Origin of the sequence: Nitratireductor sp. XY-223 (genome assembly GCF_004959855.1) — a bacterium.
Lineage (GTDB): Bacteria > Pseudomonadota > Alphaproteobacteria > Rhizobiales > Rhizobiaceae > Hoeflea_A.
On record NZ_SPNT01000003.1, the window covers coordinates 183,433 to 198,219 of the forward strand.

Annotated in this window: 12 protein-coding genes; 4 read left to right on the forward strand and 8 right to left on the reverse strand. The window is 62.6% G+C overall.

Translation table 11 applies throughout. The annotated features are described in order from the left end of the window. Nucleotide 1 precedes the first annotated feature (1 nt). A complete protein-coding gene (locus E4M07_RS12460) occupies nucleotides 2-832 on the forward strand; it encodes a phosphatidylcholine/phosphatidylserine synthase (RefSeq protein WP_136658679.1) in 831 nt (276 codons plus the stop codon). 56 nt (nucleotides 833-888) lie between these two features. Here E4M07_RS12460 and E4M07_RS12465 read toward each other — a convergent pair whose 3' ends face one another. Together E4M07_RS12465 and E4M07_RS12470 are read right to left on the reverse strand one after the other, a co-directional pair. Beyond that, entirely contained in the window at nucleotides 889-1,809 is a 921-nt protein-coding gene (locus tag E4M07_RS12465; protein ID WP_169054197.1) for a sulfurtransferase, read from the reverse strand. Between the two features lie 32 nt (nucleotides 1,810-1,841). Continuing rightward, on the reverse strand, nucleotides 1,842-2,501 hold the full coding sequence (locus E4M07_RS12470) for a peroxiredoxin (protein ID WP_136658681.1): 660 nt from the start codon (nucleotides 2,499-2,501) through the stop codon (nucleotides 1,842-1,844). A gap of 199 nt (nucleotides 2,502-2,700) precedes the next feature. Here E4M07_RS12470 and E4M07_RS12475 point away from each other — a divergent pair, with 199 nt between their 5' ends. The 3 genes from E4M07_RS12475 (at nucleotide 2,701) to E4M07_RS12485 (ending at nucleotide 5,133) form a co-directional block, all read left to right on the forward strand. Further along, the gene (locus tag E4M07_RS12475; RefSeq protein ID WP_136658682.1) at nucleotides 2,701-3,543 is read left to right on the forward strand and encodes a LysR family transcriptional regulator; all 843 of its coding nucleotides are present in this window, start codon (nucleotides 2,701-2,703) and stop codon (nucleotides 3,541-3,543) included. Nucleotides 3,544-3,610: 67 nt separating this feature from the next. Next, the gene (locus E4M07_RS12480) at nucleotides 3,611-4,711 is read left to right on the forward strand and encodes a hypothetical protein (RefSeq protein ID WP_169054198.1); all 1,101 of its coding nucleotides are present in this window, start codon (nucleotides 3,611-3,613) and stop codon (nucleotides 4,709-4,711) included. 62 nt (nucleotides 4,712-4,773) lie between these two features. Further along, entirely contained in the window at nucleotides 4,774-5,133 is a 360-nt protein-coding gene (locus E4M07_RS12485) for an antibiotic biosynthesis monooxygenase (protein ID WP_169054199.1), read from the forward strand. 82 nt (nucleotides 5,134-5,215) lie between these two features. On the opposite strand, the gene E4M07_RS12490 is transcribed toward E4M07_RS12485, so the two are convergent. The 6 genes from E4M07_RS12490 to E4M07_RS12515 all read right to left on the reverse strand — a co-directional run bounded on the left by E4M07_RS12490 (nucleotide 5,216) and on the right by E4M07_RS12515 (nucleotide 14,568). Then, on the reverse strand, nucleotides 5,216-7,288 hold the full coding sequence (locus tag E4M07_RS12490) for an elongation factor G (protein WP_136658685.1): 2,073 nt from the start codon (nucleotides 7,286-7,288) through the stop codon (nucleotides 5,216-5,218). Between the two features lie 123 nt (nucleotides 7,289-7,411). Beyond that, nucleotides 7,412-8,446 carry a MerR family transcriptional regulator gene (locus E4M07_RS12495; RefSeq protein ID WP_136658686.1) on the reverse strand — a complete coding sequence of 345 codons (1,035 nt, stop codon included), beginning with the start codon at nucleotides 8,444-8,446 and terminating at the stop codon, nucleotides 7,412-7,414. 57 nt (nucleotides 8,447-8,503) lie between these two features. Then, nucleotides 8,504-9,244, reverse strand: coding sequence for a gamma-glutamylcyclotransferase (locus E4M07_RS12500; RefSeq protein WP_136658687.1), 741 nt, complete (start codon nucleotides 9,242-9,244; stop codon nucleotides 8,504-8,506). 108 nt (nucleotides 9,245-9,352) lie between these two features. After that, entirely contained in the window at nucleotides 9,353-12,865 is a 3,513-nt protein-coding gene (locus E4M07_RS29530; protein WP_136658688.1) for an efflux RND transporter permease subunit, read from the reverse strand. After that, on the reverse strand, nucleotides 12,862-13,989 hold the full coding sequence (locus E4M07_RS12510) for an efflux RND transporter periplasmic adaptor subunit (protein ID WP_136658689.1): 1,128 nt from the start codon (nucleotides 13,987-13,989) through the stop codon (nucleotides 12,862-12,864). Before E4M07_RS12510 ends, E4M07_RS29530 begins: the two co-directional genes overlap by 4 nt. A gap of 24 nt (nucleotides 13,990-14,013) precedes the next feature. Then, nucleotides 14,014-14,568, reverse strand: coding sequence for a PadR family transcriptional regulator (locus E4M07_RS12515; RefSeq protein WP_136658690.1), 555 nt, complete (start codon nucleotides 14,566-14,568; stop codon nucleotides 14,014-14,016). Between the last annotated feature and the right edge of the window lie 219 nt (nucleotides 14,569-14,787).

Below are 14,787 nucleotides of genomic sequence, written 5' to 3' on the forward strand. Positions count from 1 at the left end.
AATGGATTCCGGCTTCTCACCCTTCGATCCCAACGGCACGTCAAAGGACGAGAGCAGGGGACCGCGCCTGCGCGACATTTCGCTGCGCATGATGGTGCCGACCATCATAACGGCGCTGGCGATCTGCGCAGGTCTGACGGGTATCCGGCTTGCCTTCGAACAGCGCTTCGAACTCGCCGTGGCGATGCTGTTGCTCGCCGCGCTGCTCGACGCGGTGGACGGTCGGGCGGCACGGCTCTTGAAGACCTCGACCAAGTTCGGCGCGCACATGGATTCCCTGGCCGACATCGTCAATTTCGGTGTTGCGCCGGCGCTGGTGCTCTACGCCTATCTGCTCGATCAGGTGAAGTCCTTCGGCTGGATCGCCGCGATGATCTATGCGATCGCGGCCGGTCTTCGCCTCGCCCGCTTCAATGTCATGGAAGATCGCAGCGAAAAGGCAAGCTGGCAGGCCGACTATTTCGTCGGGATACCGGCGCCCGGCGGGGCGATACTGGTGCTGCTGCCCGTCTATCTCGGTTTCCTCGGGGTCGAGCCGGATCCCGTCGTCGCCTATGTCGCGTCCGCCTACACGCTGTTGATCGCCTTCCTGCTGGTCAGCCGCGTCCCGGTCTATTCCGGAAAATCGCTCGGCCAGCGTATCCGCCGGGATCTCGTCTTCCCGCTGCTGCTCGTCATCGTTTTATACGTGGCCCTGCTGATGACCTTTACCTGGCAGACCATGGCGGTGAGTACCTTGCTCTACCTGGTTTCGCTGCCCTTCGGCGCACGCGCCTGGCGTAAGCGCTACGGCGCCCTGCGGGCGGCAAAATCCGAAGAGAAGCAGGAGTAGGGGCACCGGGCGGTGTTTCCGGGGCGCCGGTCGGGACGCCCCGAAATTTGAGCCGCTTATCCCGCGGCACCCGAAGCCTTGGGAAGATCGCTCGATGAACCCCATTCGGACCAGGAGCGGTGATAGGTCCTGACCCGCGGATAGCCGAGCAGGCGTAGCGCGAAATAGGTGTGCGCCGACGCTTCGCCATTCTGGCAGTGGATGACGATATTGTGCTCGCGCGACACCCCGTGCCCGGCAAAAAGCGCGTGGAGCTCTTCCGCGGATTTCATGGTCAGGTCGGCATTCAGGTTGCCCTTCCACGGAATGTTGACCGCCCAGGGAATGTGGCCGTTCCGGTACAAGTTGACGGGACGCACATCGATCACCTTGACCTGCGGGTCGGTGCGGCGCTGGAGTATCCAGTCCGCGCTGGCGACACGCCGCGGCATCCGGTTGAGGCTGAAATGCACCGCCGCGGCCTGCTCCGGCCCCGAATCCGAGCCTGTCGACAATCCATAGCCGCCGGCCTGCCATGCCTGCAGCCCGCCGTTCAGGATACGCGCCTTCGCGTGGCCGAAATACTCAAGCAGCCAGAACAGGCGCGATGCACGGAAGCCGCCTTCGTCGTCATAGAGAACGACTTGTGTGTGTGCATCGATGCCCGCCTCGGACAGGATCGTCGCCAGCTCGGCATCCGCCTTCAGCGCGCCGTCGACATGGGCTTGCGGGTCGGTCAGGTCCCGGTATGGGATGTTGACGGCCTCAGGGATATGCCCGTCGGCAAATGCCTCGGGTGCGCGCACGTCGATGATGCGCAACTGCGAGCGCGCGCCCATCATGACGAATGCCGACTCGACGTTGATAGCTTCGGAAAGCGCATCCGCGGTCATGAGAAGTCCGGCATTCTTGTAGTCCTGCGGCGCGGACACCGCGTGGCCGGCGGAACCCGCCACAAAGGCGATCATCGCGACGTATTTGAGAATTCCGAATGACATGGTCATCCTCCTTTCCTGGTTTGATGCGCTCGCTACCGGGGCTGCGGGACGAACCGCAGATACGGTTTCGGCGCCCGCCAACCCTCCGGATAGGCCGCCCTTGCCTCTTCGTCGGTCCAGTCGAACGGCAGGAGAACATCCTCGCCCCTCGACCAGTCCGCGGGTGTTGCCAGGCTGTGCCTTTCGTTGAGCTGCAGGCTGTCGAGCGCGCGCAGGACCTCGGTGAAGTTGCGGCCGCAGGTCATCGGGTAGGCAATGATCAGGCGAACGGTCTTCGACGGATCGATGATGAAGACGGTGCGCACCGTGGCGTTCTGATGGGCCGTTCTCGGTCCGTTGCCGACCGGCTCGTCCGCCGGCAGCATGCCGTAGAGCTTTGAGACCGCAAGATCGCCATCACCGATGATCGGATAGTCCGGCGCGGCCCCGGCGATCTCTTCGATATCGGCCGACCACGCGAGGTGGCTCGACACGGGGTCGATGCCCAGGCCGATGACCTTGCAGCCGCGCCGCTCAAAGTCGCCTTTGAGTTTTGCCATGCTGCCGAGTTCGGTGGTGCACACGGGCGTGAAGTCCTTCGGATGCGAGAAGAAAACGCACCAGTTCTGGCCAATCCAGTCGTGAAACCGGATACGGCCGATCGTCGTTTCGGCAACGAAATCGGGTGCGCTGCTTCCAATGCGTAGTGACATGGTTTTGCTTCCTTGTACTGGCAGCATCGCTGCGCTCTGGTTGAATCGATGCGGAATATCCGCGAAGGTGTGTGTATCGCCGGCGCCACGACGCGGCCGGCGGCCATAGTTCTCGATCAAACGGACACCGAAATCATCTCGAGAGATCGCGGCGGGGGGCTGCATTTGTGCAGAAAGGCCCGTTGCGCGGTGAAGGCAAATGAACTGGGACGACCTTCGAATTGCACTGGCGGTTCAGCAGACCGGCACCTATCTGGCGGCCGCTGCGCGGTTGCAGATCGACGAGACGACGGTGTCCAGGCGCATGGCAAGACTGGAAAAAAGCATCGGATTTACGCTTTTCGACGCGGTCGACGGCGTCCGCCAGCCGACACCCAGGGGCGCCGAGATGCTGCGGCACGCGGTGCGGATGTCCGGCGAGGCCGCAAAGATCGCAGGGCTTCGCGACAAGGTCGGACTTCCGACGGCGACGTTCCGGCTGGCGACGACCGATTCCATCGCGGTCGAACTTCTCGGCGCCGCTGTCCCGCCGTTTCTTGCGAAGAATCCCGGCCTGCGCGTCGAACTGCTCGCCTCCACGGAGAACGTCAATTTTTCGCGCTGGGAGGCGGATTTCGCAATCCGTCCGCGCAAGCCGGAGAAGGGCGACTTCATCATAACGAAGCTTGGCGATTGGGTCTTTTATCTGTTCACGCCCAAAGAATTGCGGGACATCGACGAACCCCTGCTTTGCGCCTATCCGGAGGGATTGGACGCTTCGCCGGAGTCGCAGTTTTTGATCGCCGCGGGACTGAAGGACAAGGCCCGTTGCCTGTCGAAGAACCTGCTTGTCATCAGGAAAATGCTGGAGACCGGCCTGTGCAGTGGCATTCTTCCTAGCTTCGTTTGCCAGGATCTCGTCGAGGACGACCGCTTCGATGCGCAGAGGCTGGAAATCACCCGGGAAATCTGGCTGCTGATGCAGCCGCATCTGAAGCAAGAGCCGTCGGCGCGCGCGTTCGTCGACTGGATAAAAAAGTGCTTTGCCGAAATCAGGGTGTAACCGGCGCCCCGATTCCGGACGAAGGAGACCTTATGGCGATTGAATGCGCTTGTTGGGAGAATGTCCGATGAAACACAGCCCGCATTATCCCATGAAGTCCACGGAGGGCATGGTTGACTACGACAGGAACTCCGCCGCCCAACAGCAGATAGTCAATACACAGTCGGCGCGCATCCGAGAACTTGTGGAGTGCCTTTCGCCCGCCGGTCCCGAGGTGACGGTCGTCGACTACGGATGCGGTCCCGGTTCGAGCGCCGTCGAGGCGGTGAGGCCTTCGATCGAGGTCTGTCGCGCCCGCTTTCCGGACCTTCCCGTGTCCGTCGTACACGCGGACCAGCCCGGCAACGACTGGAATGCCCTGTTCGAGCTCGTATACGGAACCACAGGATACCAGGGCGAAGCGGGAGGAATACGGACCTCGGCGGCTGTCGGAACCTTCTACGGGCAGATGGTTCCGGCGAACTCGGTCGATATGGCCACGTGCTTTGCCGCCAGCCACTGGCTGAGCCGGGCCGTGGACGTCCATTTGCCGGGATCGATCTGGTTTGCGGATGCCGCGGGTGAGGCGAGGGCACAATTGTGGGACCAGGCCCGTCAGGACTGGGTTGCCTTCCTTAGCCGCCGGGCGGATGAGCTGCGTAGCGGCGGACACCTGCTTGTCGCGACTCTGGGGTCCGTTCCCGAAGACGACGAGATCAACGGCACGGCGGCATCCGGCCGCGGCATTTACCGTGCAATCCAGGTCGTCGCCCAGTCGATGGCGGACGACGGGCTGATCGACGCGGCAATTCTGGACAATTTCGTCTTCGCCTTGTGGTTCATGACCGAAATCGAGGCCCGAAGGCCGCTGGAGGACGATGCGGTTCTGTCCGAGGCGTTTGATATCCTGGAAATCAGCGTCGCCCCGGCGCCCGGCAATTACCGCGATGTTTTCGGCGCCTTTGCGGGCGATCCGGATGAATATGCGAAACGCTATCGCGGCTACATCCGCGCCTTTGCAGATTCGACCCTGCGCAAGCAGCTCCTCGAACCGAGCGCAAAGGACGCGAAGGATGCCGATAAACTGGCCGATGAATTCTTCGACCGCCTCGAGGAACTCTATCGCACCGAGACAAGCAAATACGCATTTGAACTCTGGCATTTGCTGGTTGTTTTGAAGAAGACATAAAAGATATGGTTGCGGCAATGCCGTATACTTCCGGCGACGCAATTTACCGAAGGGAGCAAGAAATGACCGCAACCGTTGGCTGGTTTATCGAGGCCGAGATCAAAGAAGGGCAGCGTGACTCCCTGAAAGAGCTGATCGTCGAGATGTCCGACCGGTCTGAGAACAATGAACCCGGCACGCTGGTTTACGAGTGGTCGATCAGCGAAGACGGCACCACCGGCCATTTGTACGAGCGCTACGCGGACTCCGAAGCCGCGTTGACCCATCTCGCCTCGTTCGGCGAGAATTTTGCCGACCGGTTCATGCCGCTCGTCGGCACGTTGCGCATGAGTGTCTACGGAGCGCCCAGCGCCGCGCTCAGGAAGGAACTGGCGGGTATGGAGCCCCGGTTTTTCGAAAGGGCCGGCGGTTTCGCCCGATAGGCCGAACACATCTGGTGATCAAATACGAGCGGCCGGCCTCGAAGGGCCGGCCGCTGATTGAGGACACGCTTGCGAAAGGCCGCTAAGCGGCCTTCTTCCCGTATTTCTGCAACACCTGGTCGGCTTGCTTGCCGGTCACCTCGGCCAGGTGATCGAAGGCCTTGCGGAAGCTCGCCACACCGGCGGTCGCGGAACGCAGCTCGATGATCAGGTCCTGGATCTCGGATTCCGGCATGATGGCGTTGACGACGTCCCATCCGTCCCATCCGGGACGTGCGTCGAAGCCGAGAAGCTGTCCGCGCCGTCCCGACACGATGGCGTTGATGCGCGCGGTCGCGTCGTTGGGGCAGAAGATTTCCACCTTGCACATGGGTTCAAGCAGCACCGGCTTGCAGTTCGGCATGCCTTCGCGCATGGCAAGCTGGCCGGCCATGCGGAACGCCTGATCGGACGAATCCACCGTATGGTAGGAACCGTCGGAAAGGTTCACCGAGATATCGACGACCGGAAAACCGAGCGGTCCCTCCTGAAGATAGTCGCGAATGCCTTCGCGCACCGATGGAATATACTGCTTCGGCACCACGCCGCCGGTGATCGTATCGGAAAAGACGAAGCCTTCACCGCGCGGCAGCGGCTTGATATCGAGGACGACATCGCCGAACTGGCCATGGCCGCCGCTTTGCTTCTTGTGACGTCCGCGCACATTCGTCGACTGCCGGATCGTCTCCTTGTAGGGCAGTGTCGGATTGCCGGTTTCGGCTGTGATGCCGTACTTTCCGGTCAGCCGTTCGAGCGCCACCCGCAGGTGCATCTCGCCCTGACCCTCCAGCAGCGTTTCGCCCGTGTCCTGAATGTGCGTGAAGCGCAGCGAAGGATCTTCCTCGACCGAGCGCTGCAGGGCCGCTGACAGCTTGACTTCGTCCTTGCGCTCCGTCGGCTGAACGCGCATGGCGATGACCGGTTCGGGTATGTCGAGATCGCACAGATTCTCCGGCTGCTTGCCGTTTGCGGAAAGGGTCTCGCCGGTGATCACGCCGTCGACCTTGTTGAGCGCGACGGTCTCGCCGACGCCGGCCTCGCCGCGCCGTTTGCCCTGCTGTCCGACGAGATCGAGGACGCTGGACACCCGCGCCTCGGAGCCGTCCGGCCGGGTCACCGTGTCGCCTTCCGAAATGGTTCCCGAAAGCACGCGGGCAACCGACAGCTTGCCGCCATGCTCCGAATAGAAGGTCTTCAGCACCTGCAGGAGCGGCTCCTTGCCCGCCTGTGCCGGCAGACCGAGGCGCTCACGGGTTTGGGAAATGCCAGGAGCCTCGTGGCGCAGCGCCTTGAGGAGCCGCCAGACACCGTTGCCATGTGCGGCCGAACCGATAAATACCGGACAGATATCGCCGGTCTGCATTTCCTTGACGAGATCGCTGAACACCAAGTCCCGCTCCGGATTGATGTCTTCCAGCAACTGCTCCATCAGGACGTCGTCGTAATCGGCGATCTGCTCGAGCATTTCGAAGCGGGCCTCGACTTCGCGCGCCTGCTCCTCGTCCGGAATATCAATGACCTCGCTGGTGGCGTGCTCCTTGTAGACATAGGCCCTTTCCAGAGCGAGATCGATGAAGCCGGTGGCGATCCCGTTCTGCCAGATGGGGATCTGCCGGACGACAAGCGGCGCCTTGGACGCCGGCTGCACGGACTTGAGGAGATTGCGGATACTGCCCTGGAACTTGTCGATCTTGTTGATGAACAACATGTGCGGGATGCCGCGGTCCTCCAAAGACCGCATGATCATTTGCAGCGCCGGCATTTTCTTTTCGTCGGCCTCGGCCACGACGATGGCCAGATCGACGCCTCCGAACACCCCGTTTGCCTCGCTCAGAAATTCCACTGAACCCGGGCAGTCGACAAACGTATAGCGGTCGCCCAGATATTCGGTGCTTGCGATATTGGCTTCAACGCTCATCGCATGTGCGCGTGCCTCGGCGGATGCATCGCCGACCGTGTTGCCCTGATCGACATTGCCCTGTCTGGCTATGGCCCCCGCGCGCGCCAGGAGGGCTTCCAAAAGGGTTGTCTTACCGCTTCCAAAAGGCCCGACCAGCCCAATGCACCGGGGCCCAGCTTCTCTGCCGCGTGCGGTTCCTCCTTCACCGTCACCCATTTTCACCTCCCTGTTCGAACTCGTACCACGCTTTCTTACCCGCCAAAGGCGGCATAATACGAACATGGTCCGACGTCGCTCGGTGGTTTGTCAAATTTTTTAAGCGGCCGGGCGGGTGGCACGTCAGGGCGCGTGGGTCCGCATGGCGATCACACCTGACGTCCGGGCCCGGATTTCGGGCGCTGCGAGGCAGGTCGCGACGGCTTCGTATCCCGGAGCGCCCGGATAGGCGGCGACAGGGGTCGGCGGGCTGTGATTGGCTGGGCACAGAATGATGGTCTCGTGGATGCCCACGGATTTCAGGTCGAGGATTTCATTCGAGCGGGTGATGACGAACAATGGCCTTGCATCCGCTCCGCGGCCGCGCAGATACGCCAGCAGCGCCCGCTGGGAAACCTGGTCCAGCCCCTGTTCGATTAGGTCGATGACAAGAATGTCGGGCCCGTCGTCCTTGAGCGCTGCAAGCAGGGCGACGAGGGCCTCCGATCGGTCAGCGCCGCGTGCAACCAGTTCGGCGAGAGCGCCGTCGACACGCGCCGCCAGTGCCGGGTCGGCGGCCAGCCGCGCCAGGCTTTCGGAGGCACCGTCCGCCAGCCGGTCGAGGCCGATGAAGGCCGCACCCGGCAGCGTTTCGGCGAGCCGCTTGGCGAGCTTGGTCTTGCCGCTAAAAAGGGGCCCGATCAGGTAGTTCAGGGGCCGGATGTCGCAGAGCTCGAACCGCTCACCGCCCCAGGGCCACGGAAGATCGAAGGCAACGGCAGGACGGGCGGCGCCTGGTTGCCGATCGGTGCCGCCGGGCGCGGTATCCGTTTGGCGACGTGACAGCTCGCTTCGGCGGCGTCGTACCCGCTCGTTCTTTTCCGCGAGCTGCCGCATTTGTTCTTCAAGCCTGGACTGATGCGCCGAGAGGAGTGCGTCGAGGTCCGCATCATCGCCGCGAACGGCCTGCTCAATCTCGGCAAGTCCGAGGCCCAGCGACCGCAGCGCGACGATTTCGGCTGCACGCGCCATGGCTTGCGGTCCGTAGGTGCGCCAGCCGGCGGCCGTGCGGGTCGGCGCGATCAGGCCCCGCTGCTCGTAGATGCGCAGCGCCTTGACCGAGACGCCGAGTTTCCGGGCGGCTTCGGACGGATTCAGATATTCAGCCGGAGCGTTCATGACCACCTCGCGATTCGCAATGACGCATCCCTTATAGGGGCGGCCTCAGGGACCGGGTCAACCGTGCTCCCGCGCCACGGCATACCGGCGCGCCGCATCGAGCAGACCGGATACTTCCGCGTCGTCGATGTCCAGCGCCGCCAGCTTGTCTGCAAGGTTCTCGATATATTCAAGGCTCGAGCCGAGGACGCCTTCTCCGGTGGCGATGTAGCGGACCTGCTCCTCATGCGTCAGGTCGCTGCGGATGCGGCTGGCATCATGGTTGGCAACAAAGGTGACGGCCTTGAGGGGCCCTTCGTCGGAAACGGCGTCCACAAAGGCCGCGATATAGACCCCCGTCGCCATTTCGCGGCGCCACAGGATGGCCGTTTCTTCCTCGATGCGATCGCTATCGATGCGGAAGACCAGGCCGGTGCAGCCCGGCCCCTCATCGAGCGCGGCCATCAGTCCCGGCGCTTCGCGCGTGCCGCGCGCGCCGAGTTCGTCCTTCAGGCAGAACGCCCGTGCATAGCCGCCGACATGGGCCTTGCGCACCTCGACGAAGTCAAAGCCCGGGTCCCACATCAGCGAGCCGTATGCGAACACCCACAGTTCGCCGTCGGGCCGCCCGGCAAGCACGCGCCTGCGCATCGCCTCGCGCTCCTCGTCGCTCAGCCGCCAGTGCGGCGGCAGGCCGAGCGCTTTCATGCGATCGTCGAAATCGGACGGCTTGAAGTTGCGGAAGAAAGAGTGCTGCGGATCGATGATCTTGCCGCGCAGCTCCGGGTGGTGGGCGAAAGGATCTTTGTCGGCGCTCATGGGCTGCGATCCTAGACCGTTTCATGGTTAGCTTGAAACATTTGATGGTGGAAAATCGGCGCAAATGAAAAGGCACCGCCACGAAGGCGGTGCCGGTTCTTGTCAGACCTATTCGGCTGCGTCTGGGCGGGCCACGGGCAGGTCGTCATTATCCGCCCGCTTGCGCTCTTCTTCCTCGCTCGCAGCAACGGGCTTGGCCTCGGCCGTTCTGTCCGCAACCTGCGCATCCTCGCCGGCGCGGTCCCTCCGGCCGCGCCACAGGCCGCGCACATTGGTCGGCAGCGTCAGCATCGACGGGATCAGAACAAGTGTCAGCATGGTCGAATAAGCCAGGCCGAAGATGATCGCCGTGGATAGCTGGACCCACCAGATCGATGTGATACCGCCCACGGAGATGGTCTGCGTGAAGAAGTTCATGTTGATCTGCAGCGCCATCGGAACGAGGCCGAGGATCGTCGTGATCGTCGTCAGCAGGATCGGACGCAGCCGCTGGGCAGCGGTTTTCAGCGCCGCCTGCCTTATGTCCGTCACACCCTCGGCGCGCAGCCGGTTGAACGTATCGATCAGAACGATCGCATTGTTCACCACGATACCCGCCAGGGCCACGATGCCGGTTCCCGTCATGATGATCGAGAAACGCTGTCCCGTAACCGCCATGCCGACCAGCACGCCGGATACGGCGAGAATGACAGTCGAGAGCGTCAGCACCGTCTGGTAGAAGGAGTTGAACTGCGTCAGCAGGATGATGAACATCATGAACAGCGCGGCAATCGCCGCCCGTCCGAGGAATGCCGCCGATTCCTGCTGTTCCTCGTCGGCGCCGCGGAATTTCAGGAAGATATTCTCCGGCCATTCCTGCGTGTCGAGCCAGGCCTGGACCTCCTGCACCGCGTCGACCGGCGTTGCCGCCCGGCCGTCGACCATCGCGCCGTCCGCGACGCTGGCCTTGACGTCCATCGCGTAGAGGCCGTCGCGCCGGGTGATCGAGGAGACCTTCGGCTGGGCCGTGCGTTCGATGAAGTTGGACAGCGGCACCTGGCCGTTGGCGGTCCTGAGCTTCAGCAGTTCGAACTGGTCAAGGGTGCGCTGGTCTTCCGGCAGGCGCACGCGGATATCCACCTCGTCTTCCGAATCGTTCGGCCGGTAGGTGCCGATGAGCACGCCGTTGGTGACGAGCTGGACCATCGAGCCGACGCCGACGATACCGGCATTGTAGCGGCCGGCCTGTTCGCGGTCGACGTCGATCTGCCATTCGATGCCGGGCAGGGGACGTCCGTCCTCCTGGTCGGAAAGGATCTCGACCGTGTCGACGAAATCGCGGATGCGGGCAACGGCTGCGACCATGGTGTCATAGTCGGTCGACTTGACTTCGAGCTGCAGGTCCTTGCCGGTCGGCGGGCCGCCCTCGATCTTGCGGACCTCGACCTTGATGCCGGCCATGCCCGCGGTACGCTCGCGGATGTCCTCGAAGATCTCGACCGCTTTGCGGCGGCAGCAATAGTCCGCCAGTTCGATCTGCAGTTCGCCGACAACGTCCGCCGGCTTGTCCTGGACGCCACCGAGGATCTGCGGACCCCCGCCGCCGGCGGCCGAAGCGGTCATGACGACATTGTCGATGCCGGGAACCTGCAGCACCTCGGCTTCGACCTCGCCGACGAGATCGCGGATCTCGGCTGCCGACATGTTGCCGCGCGCCGAGACCATGACGATGGCGACGTCCGGTTCCTCGTCGACGAAGAACTCGACGCCGGTGCTGTTGGCGGCGAAGAACATGAAGCTCGCGGTCGTCATCCCCAGGATGGCGAGGATCACCAGGATATTGCCCCACAGCGTTCCGGCGGCGTAGCGCAGGAAGCGCAGATAGCCGCCCGTGATGCCGGGGACCTTCTTCACGTCAAGCTCGGCACGCGAAGACAGCATGAGCGCCACCTCGTCGGCCTTTGCCTCCGCGACCGGTTCGCTCTTGCGCCGCGAATTGATGAAACCGGTGGCGTAGTAGCTGAGCATGAACGCGATCACACCCGTCAGCACGCCGCCGCCGACACGCAGCGGCGCGTCCAGCCCGGCCAGCGGGGCGGCAAAGGCAAACACACCGGCAATGGCGCCGACGAAAATTCCGGTCGTCTTTTGCGAATTCCTCGACGCGAAGGCGGCAATCCGCGCGAAGGCGGTGCCGGTGACCGGCAGGAACACCAGCGCTGTCAGCAATGACGCGGTCAAGACGATGATGACCATCTTCGGCAGATAGCTCATGAACTCGCCCGGAACGCCCGGCCACAACAGCAGCGGAAGGAAAGCGGCAAGCGTCGTCGCCGTCGACGACACGACCGGCCAGAACATCAGCTTCGACGCACGCTTGTATGCATCGGCCGCGTTCATGCCTTCAGCGATCTTGCGGTCCGCGTACTCGGTCACCACGATGGCGCCGTCGACGAGCATGCCGACCGTCAGGACCATGCCGAACATGACCATCATATTGACCGTCATACCGAGGCCGGCGAGGATCAGGAAGGCGAGCATGAACGAGCCCGGAATCGCCAGGCCGACCAGCAGCCCGGAGCGGACGCCGAGCGTTCCGACGACGGAGATCATCACCAGGACGATGGCCGTCATGATCGACGACTGCAGCGACCCCAGGACTTCGAAGATGAAGCTCGACTGGTCGAGCAGGTAGTTGACCCGGATCGATTCCGGCCAGTCCTTGGTGAAATCCTGCACCACGGCCCGCACTTCATCATTGTTCTCAATGATGTTGGTGCCGATGCGCTTGGTCACCTCGATGGAGATGGCCGGCTGGCCGTTGACGCGCGTGAAGGCGGAGGGATCCTTGTAGGTCCGCCGGATCTCCGCCACCTCGCCGAGGGTCACGACCCCTTCGCCGCTCTGCTTGATCGGGATCTCGTAGACATCCTGCGCCGTCTCGACAAGGCCGGGAACCTTGACGTTGAACCGGCCGTTGCCGTCGTCGATGAAGCCAGCCGCGACAAGCTGGTTGTTCTGCGTGAGCGCGTTCAGGAGCTCGTCCTGCGTGATGTCGTAGGACTCCATCTTCATCAGGTCGAGGACCACCTCGAGGAGCTCCTCGCGGTTGCCGGAAAGGCTGGCCTCGCGGACCGATGAGATGGCCTCGATCTCGTCCTTCAGGCGCCGCGCATGCGTGGTCAGCGTGCGTTCGGGAACATCGCCGGAAAGGGTGACGATGATCGTCGGCTGCAGCGCGAAATTGGTTTCCGTGATCGACGGCTCGTCCGCCTCGTCCGGCAGCTCAGCCTTGGCCTCGTCGACCTTGTCGCGCACGTCGGCGAGCACCTTGTCGCCGTCCGTCTCGATGTTGAACTCGAGCACGATGCCGGCATGGCCCTCGGAAGCGATGGCCGTCAGTTCCTTGAGGCCGTCGAGGCCGCGCAGCGACGTTTCCATCGGCCTGATCAGCAGGCGCTCGGCATCCCGCGGGGAGATGCCCTGCTGGCTGATCGACACGTAGTACACCGGAACGTCGATATCCGGATTGGCTTCCTTCGGAACGCTGATATAGGACATGATGCCCGCAGCGATCATGAAGACCATCAATGTCAGGACGGTCTTGGGACGCGAGATTATGGTTTGAAGCGCGGAAGTCATGAGCGGACGTCATCCTTGCTCGTCGTTGCGGCGATATCGGCTGCGACGGGTTCGACCGTCTGACCGGCGATCACGTAGTCCTGGCCGACGGAAATGACCTTGGTGCCGGGCTCCAACCCGGTCACCCACATCGTGTCGGGCGTATGCGCGATGATCGTGAGCGGCTTGAAGGCCACGGTATCGTTGTCTGCGACGACCCGCACGCCGATCGTGCCGTCGTCGTTGAGCGTCAGCCAGGAGGGTCGGATGCGGTAGGCTTCCGTTCCGTCCAGTTCGATCTGCGCCGCCGCCGTCACGCCGTCGCGCAGCATGTTTTCCGGGTTGGGCAGTTCGACTTCGATCAGGAAGGTGCGCGTTGCCGCATCGGCCGAGGGTGAGAGATAGCGGATATTGCCGGATACGGTCTCGCCGGAGATCGGCTGCACGGCAGCCCGGTCGCCCACGTCGATGCGGCCGATCTGCCGTTCGGAAACCTGGCCGACAAACAGCATCGGATCGGCGTTGATCAGCGTGATGCAAACATCGCCACTTTTCAGATTATCGCCGATTTCCGCAATCGGGTCCTGGACGATGCCGTCGGCCGTTGCCGTAATGTCGGTGCGCGAAAGCTCGTGGCGGGCCTCGTCGAGGGTCGCGGATGCGCCGTCCATTGCGGCCTTCAGCGCCTTGATCCGCGTTTCGGACGCGAAACCCTTCTTTTTCAGTTCCACGGCGCCTTCGTAATCGAACACGGCCTGATCATGGGCCGCCGTGGCGCGGTCCACGGCGCGCTCGCGCACGCCCCGGTCAAGCTGACACACGAGATCGCCCATCTTGACGTGATCGCCCTTCGAAACGAGCCGTTTTTCCAGCGTTCCGTCGGTTTCGGCGCGCACCGGCACAATGGCATCGGCCTGGGTGCGACCGCGCACGAGCAGGATGTCCGGACGGATTTCCGGGTTCACGGTGACGTAGCGGACCTTGAACAGCGCGTCTTCGCTGTTTTGGCGCTCGGCCGGCGGCGGCGTCGCATTGGCCGAACCTGCCTGGCCGCCGACAACGATGTTGCCGGTTCCCATCCACCCTATGACCGCGCCGGCGATGACCAGCGCGGCAACGTGAGATCCCTTGATGCGAAATGCCATGATCTGGCTCTCCTGTCGTCGTTCTTATTCAGCGGCTTCGCTGGCGTGGTCGGGAGCCCGCGTCAGCGATTCCAGCTTGTCTCTGTTTTCCAAAAGGTATTTGAGGCTGGCCTCGTGGACGAAGCGGCCGTATTCAGCCACCCAGCCGAGGCCCGCGGGTCCGTTCTCCGCACAGGTCTCAGCCTCGTCAAACATTTCAAGATCAGCTTTCAAGTCGTTGATTCGCTTGTCAATTGCCCGAACAATGGTTTCCCGATCCAGCAGCCCGGCACAAAGCGCGATCAGCAAGAATTCCGATTTGAAAGTGTCCGGGCGCGGCAGTACCTGGAGCGATTCGATCAACTCAGCGCGGCCCTTGTCGGTAATGGAGTAGATCTTTCGCGGCGGCTTGCCGGATTCATATTCCTCGCGCACGGTGACACAGCCATCGTCCTGCAGCCGCGAAAGCGCCGGATAGATGGAGCCGAAACTGGCGTCGACGAAATAGGAAAAGCGCTCCTCGGTCGACATCTTCTTGATCTCGTAGCCGGTCGCGTCCGAAAACTGCAAAATAGCCAGGCAGACAGTGCGTACGTTCATGAGCAGGTCCCTTGCCCCACGTTCACCCGATACGTTCCGGACGGCCGGTTGGATCAGGGCGCAATGGTATGGTTGGTGAGCATATAGTCACTCAATATATATCAAACAAGAATATGACGTAAATTAATATGAACAAAAATCATAATCCTCGAGCGGGTGGGATATAGTTCGAATTCGGGGTAATTGCAGCGTACGTATCGCTTGGGCCGCTACAGCTCC

Bases quoted from the DNA above. Each gene is read 5' to 3' on its own strand.
- E4M07_RS12510 (WP_136658689.1), bottom strand. From the start codon at position 13,989: ATGGCATTTCGCATCAAGGGATCTCACGTTGCCGCGCTGGTCATCGCC.
- E4M07_RS29530 (WP_136658688.1), bottom strand. From the start codon at position 12,865: ATGACTTCCGCGCTTCAAACCATAATCTCGCGTCCCAAGACCGTCCTG.
- E4M07_RS12475 (WP_136658682.1), top strand. From the start codon at position 2,701: ATGAACTGGGACGACCTTCGAATTGCACTGGCGGTTCAGCAGACCGGC.
- E4M07_RS12490 (WP_136658685.1), bottom strand. From the start codon at position 7,288: ATGGGTGACGGTGAAGGAGGAACCGCACGCGGCAGAGAAGCTGGGCCC.
- E4M07_RS12470 (WP_136658681.1), bottom strand. From the start codon at position 2,501: ATGTCACTACGCATTGGAAGCAGCGCACCCGATTTCGTTGCCGAAACG.
- E4M07_RS12480 (WP_169054198.1), top strand. From the start codon at position 3,611: ATGAAACACAGCCCGCATTATCCCATGAAGTCCACGGAGGGCATGGTT.
- E4M07_RS12465 (WP_169054197.1), bottom strand. From the start codon at position 1,809: ATGTCATTCGGAATTCTCAAATACGTCGCGATGATCGCCTTTGTGGCG.
- E4M07_RS12495 (WP_136658686.1), bottom strand. From the start codon at position 8,446: ATGAACGCTCCGGCTGAATATCTGAATCCGTCCGAAGCCGCCCGGAAA.
- E4M07_RS12485 (WP_169054199.1), top strand. From the start codon at position 4,774: ATGACCGCAACCGTTGGCTGGTTTATCGAGGCCGAGATCAAAGAAGGG.
- E4M07_RS12515 (WP_136658690.1), bottom strand. From the start codon at position 14,568: ATGAACGTACGCACTGTCTGCCTGGCTATTTTGCAGTTTTCGGACGCG.
- E4M07_RS12460 (WP_136658679.1), top strand. From the start codon at position 2: ATGGATTCCGGCTTCTCACCCTTCGATCCCAACGGCACGTCAAAGGAC.
- E4M07_RS12500 (WP_136658687.1), bottom strand. From the start codon at position 9,244: ATGAGCGCCGACAAAGATCCTTTCGCCCACCACCCGGAGCTGCGCGGC.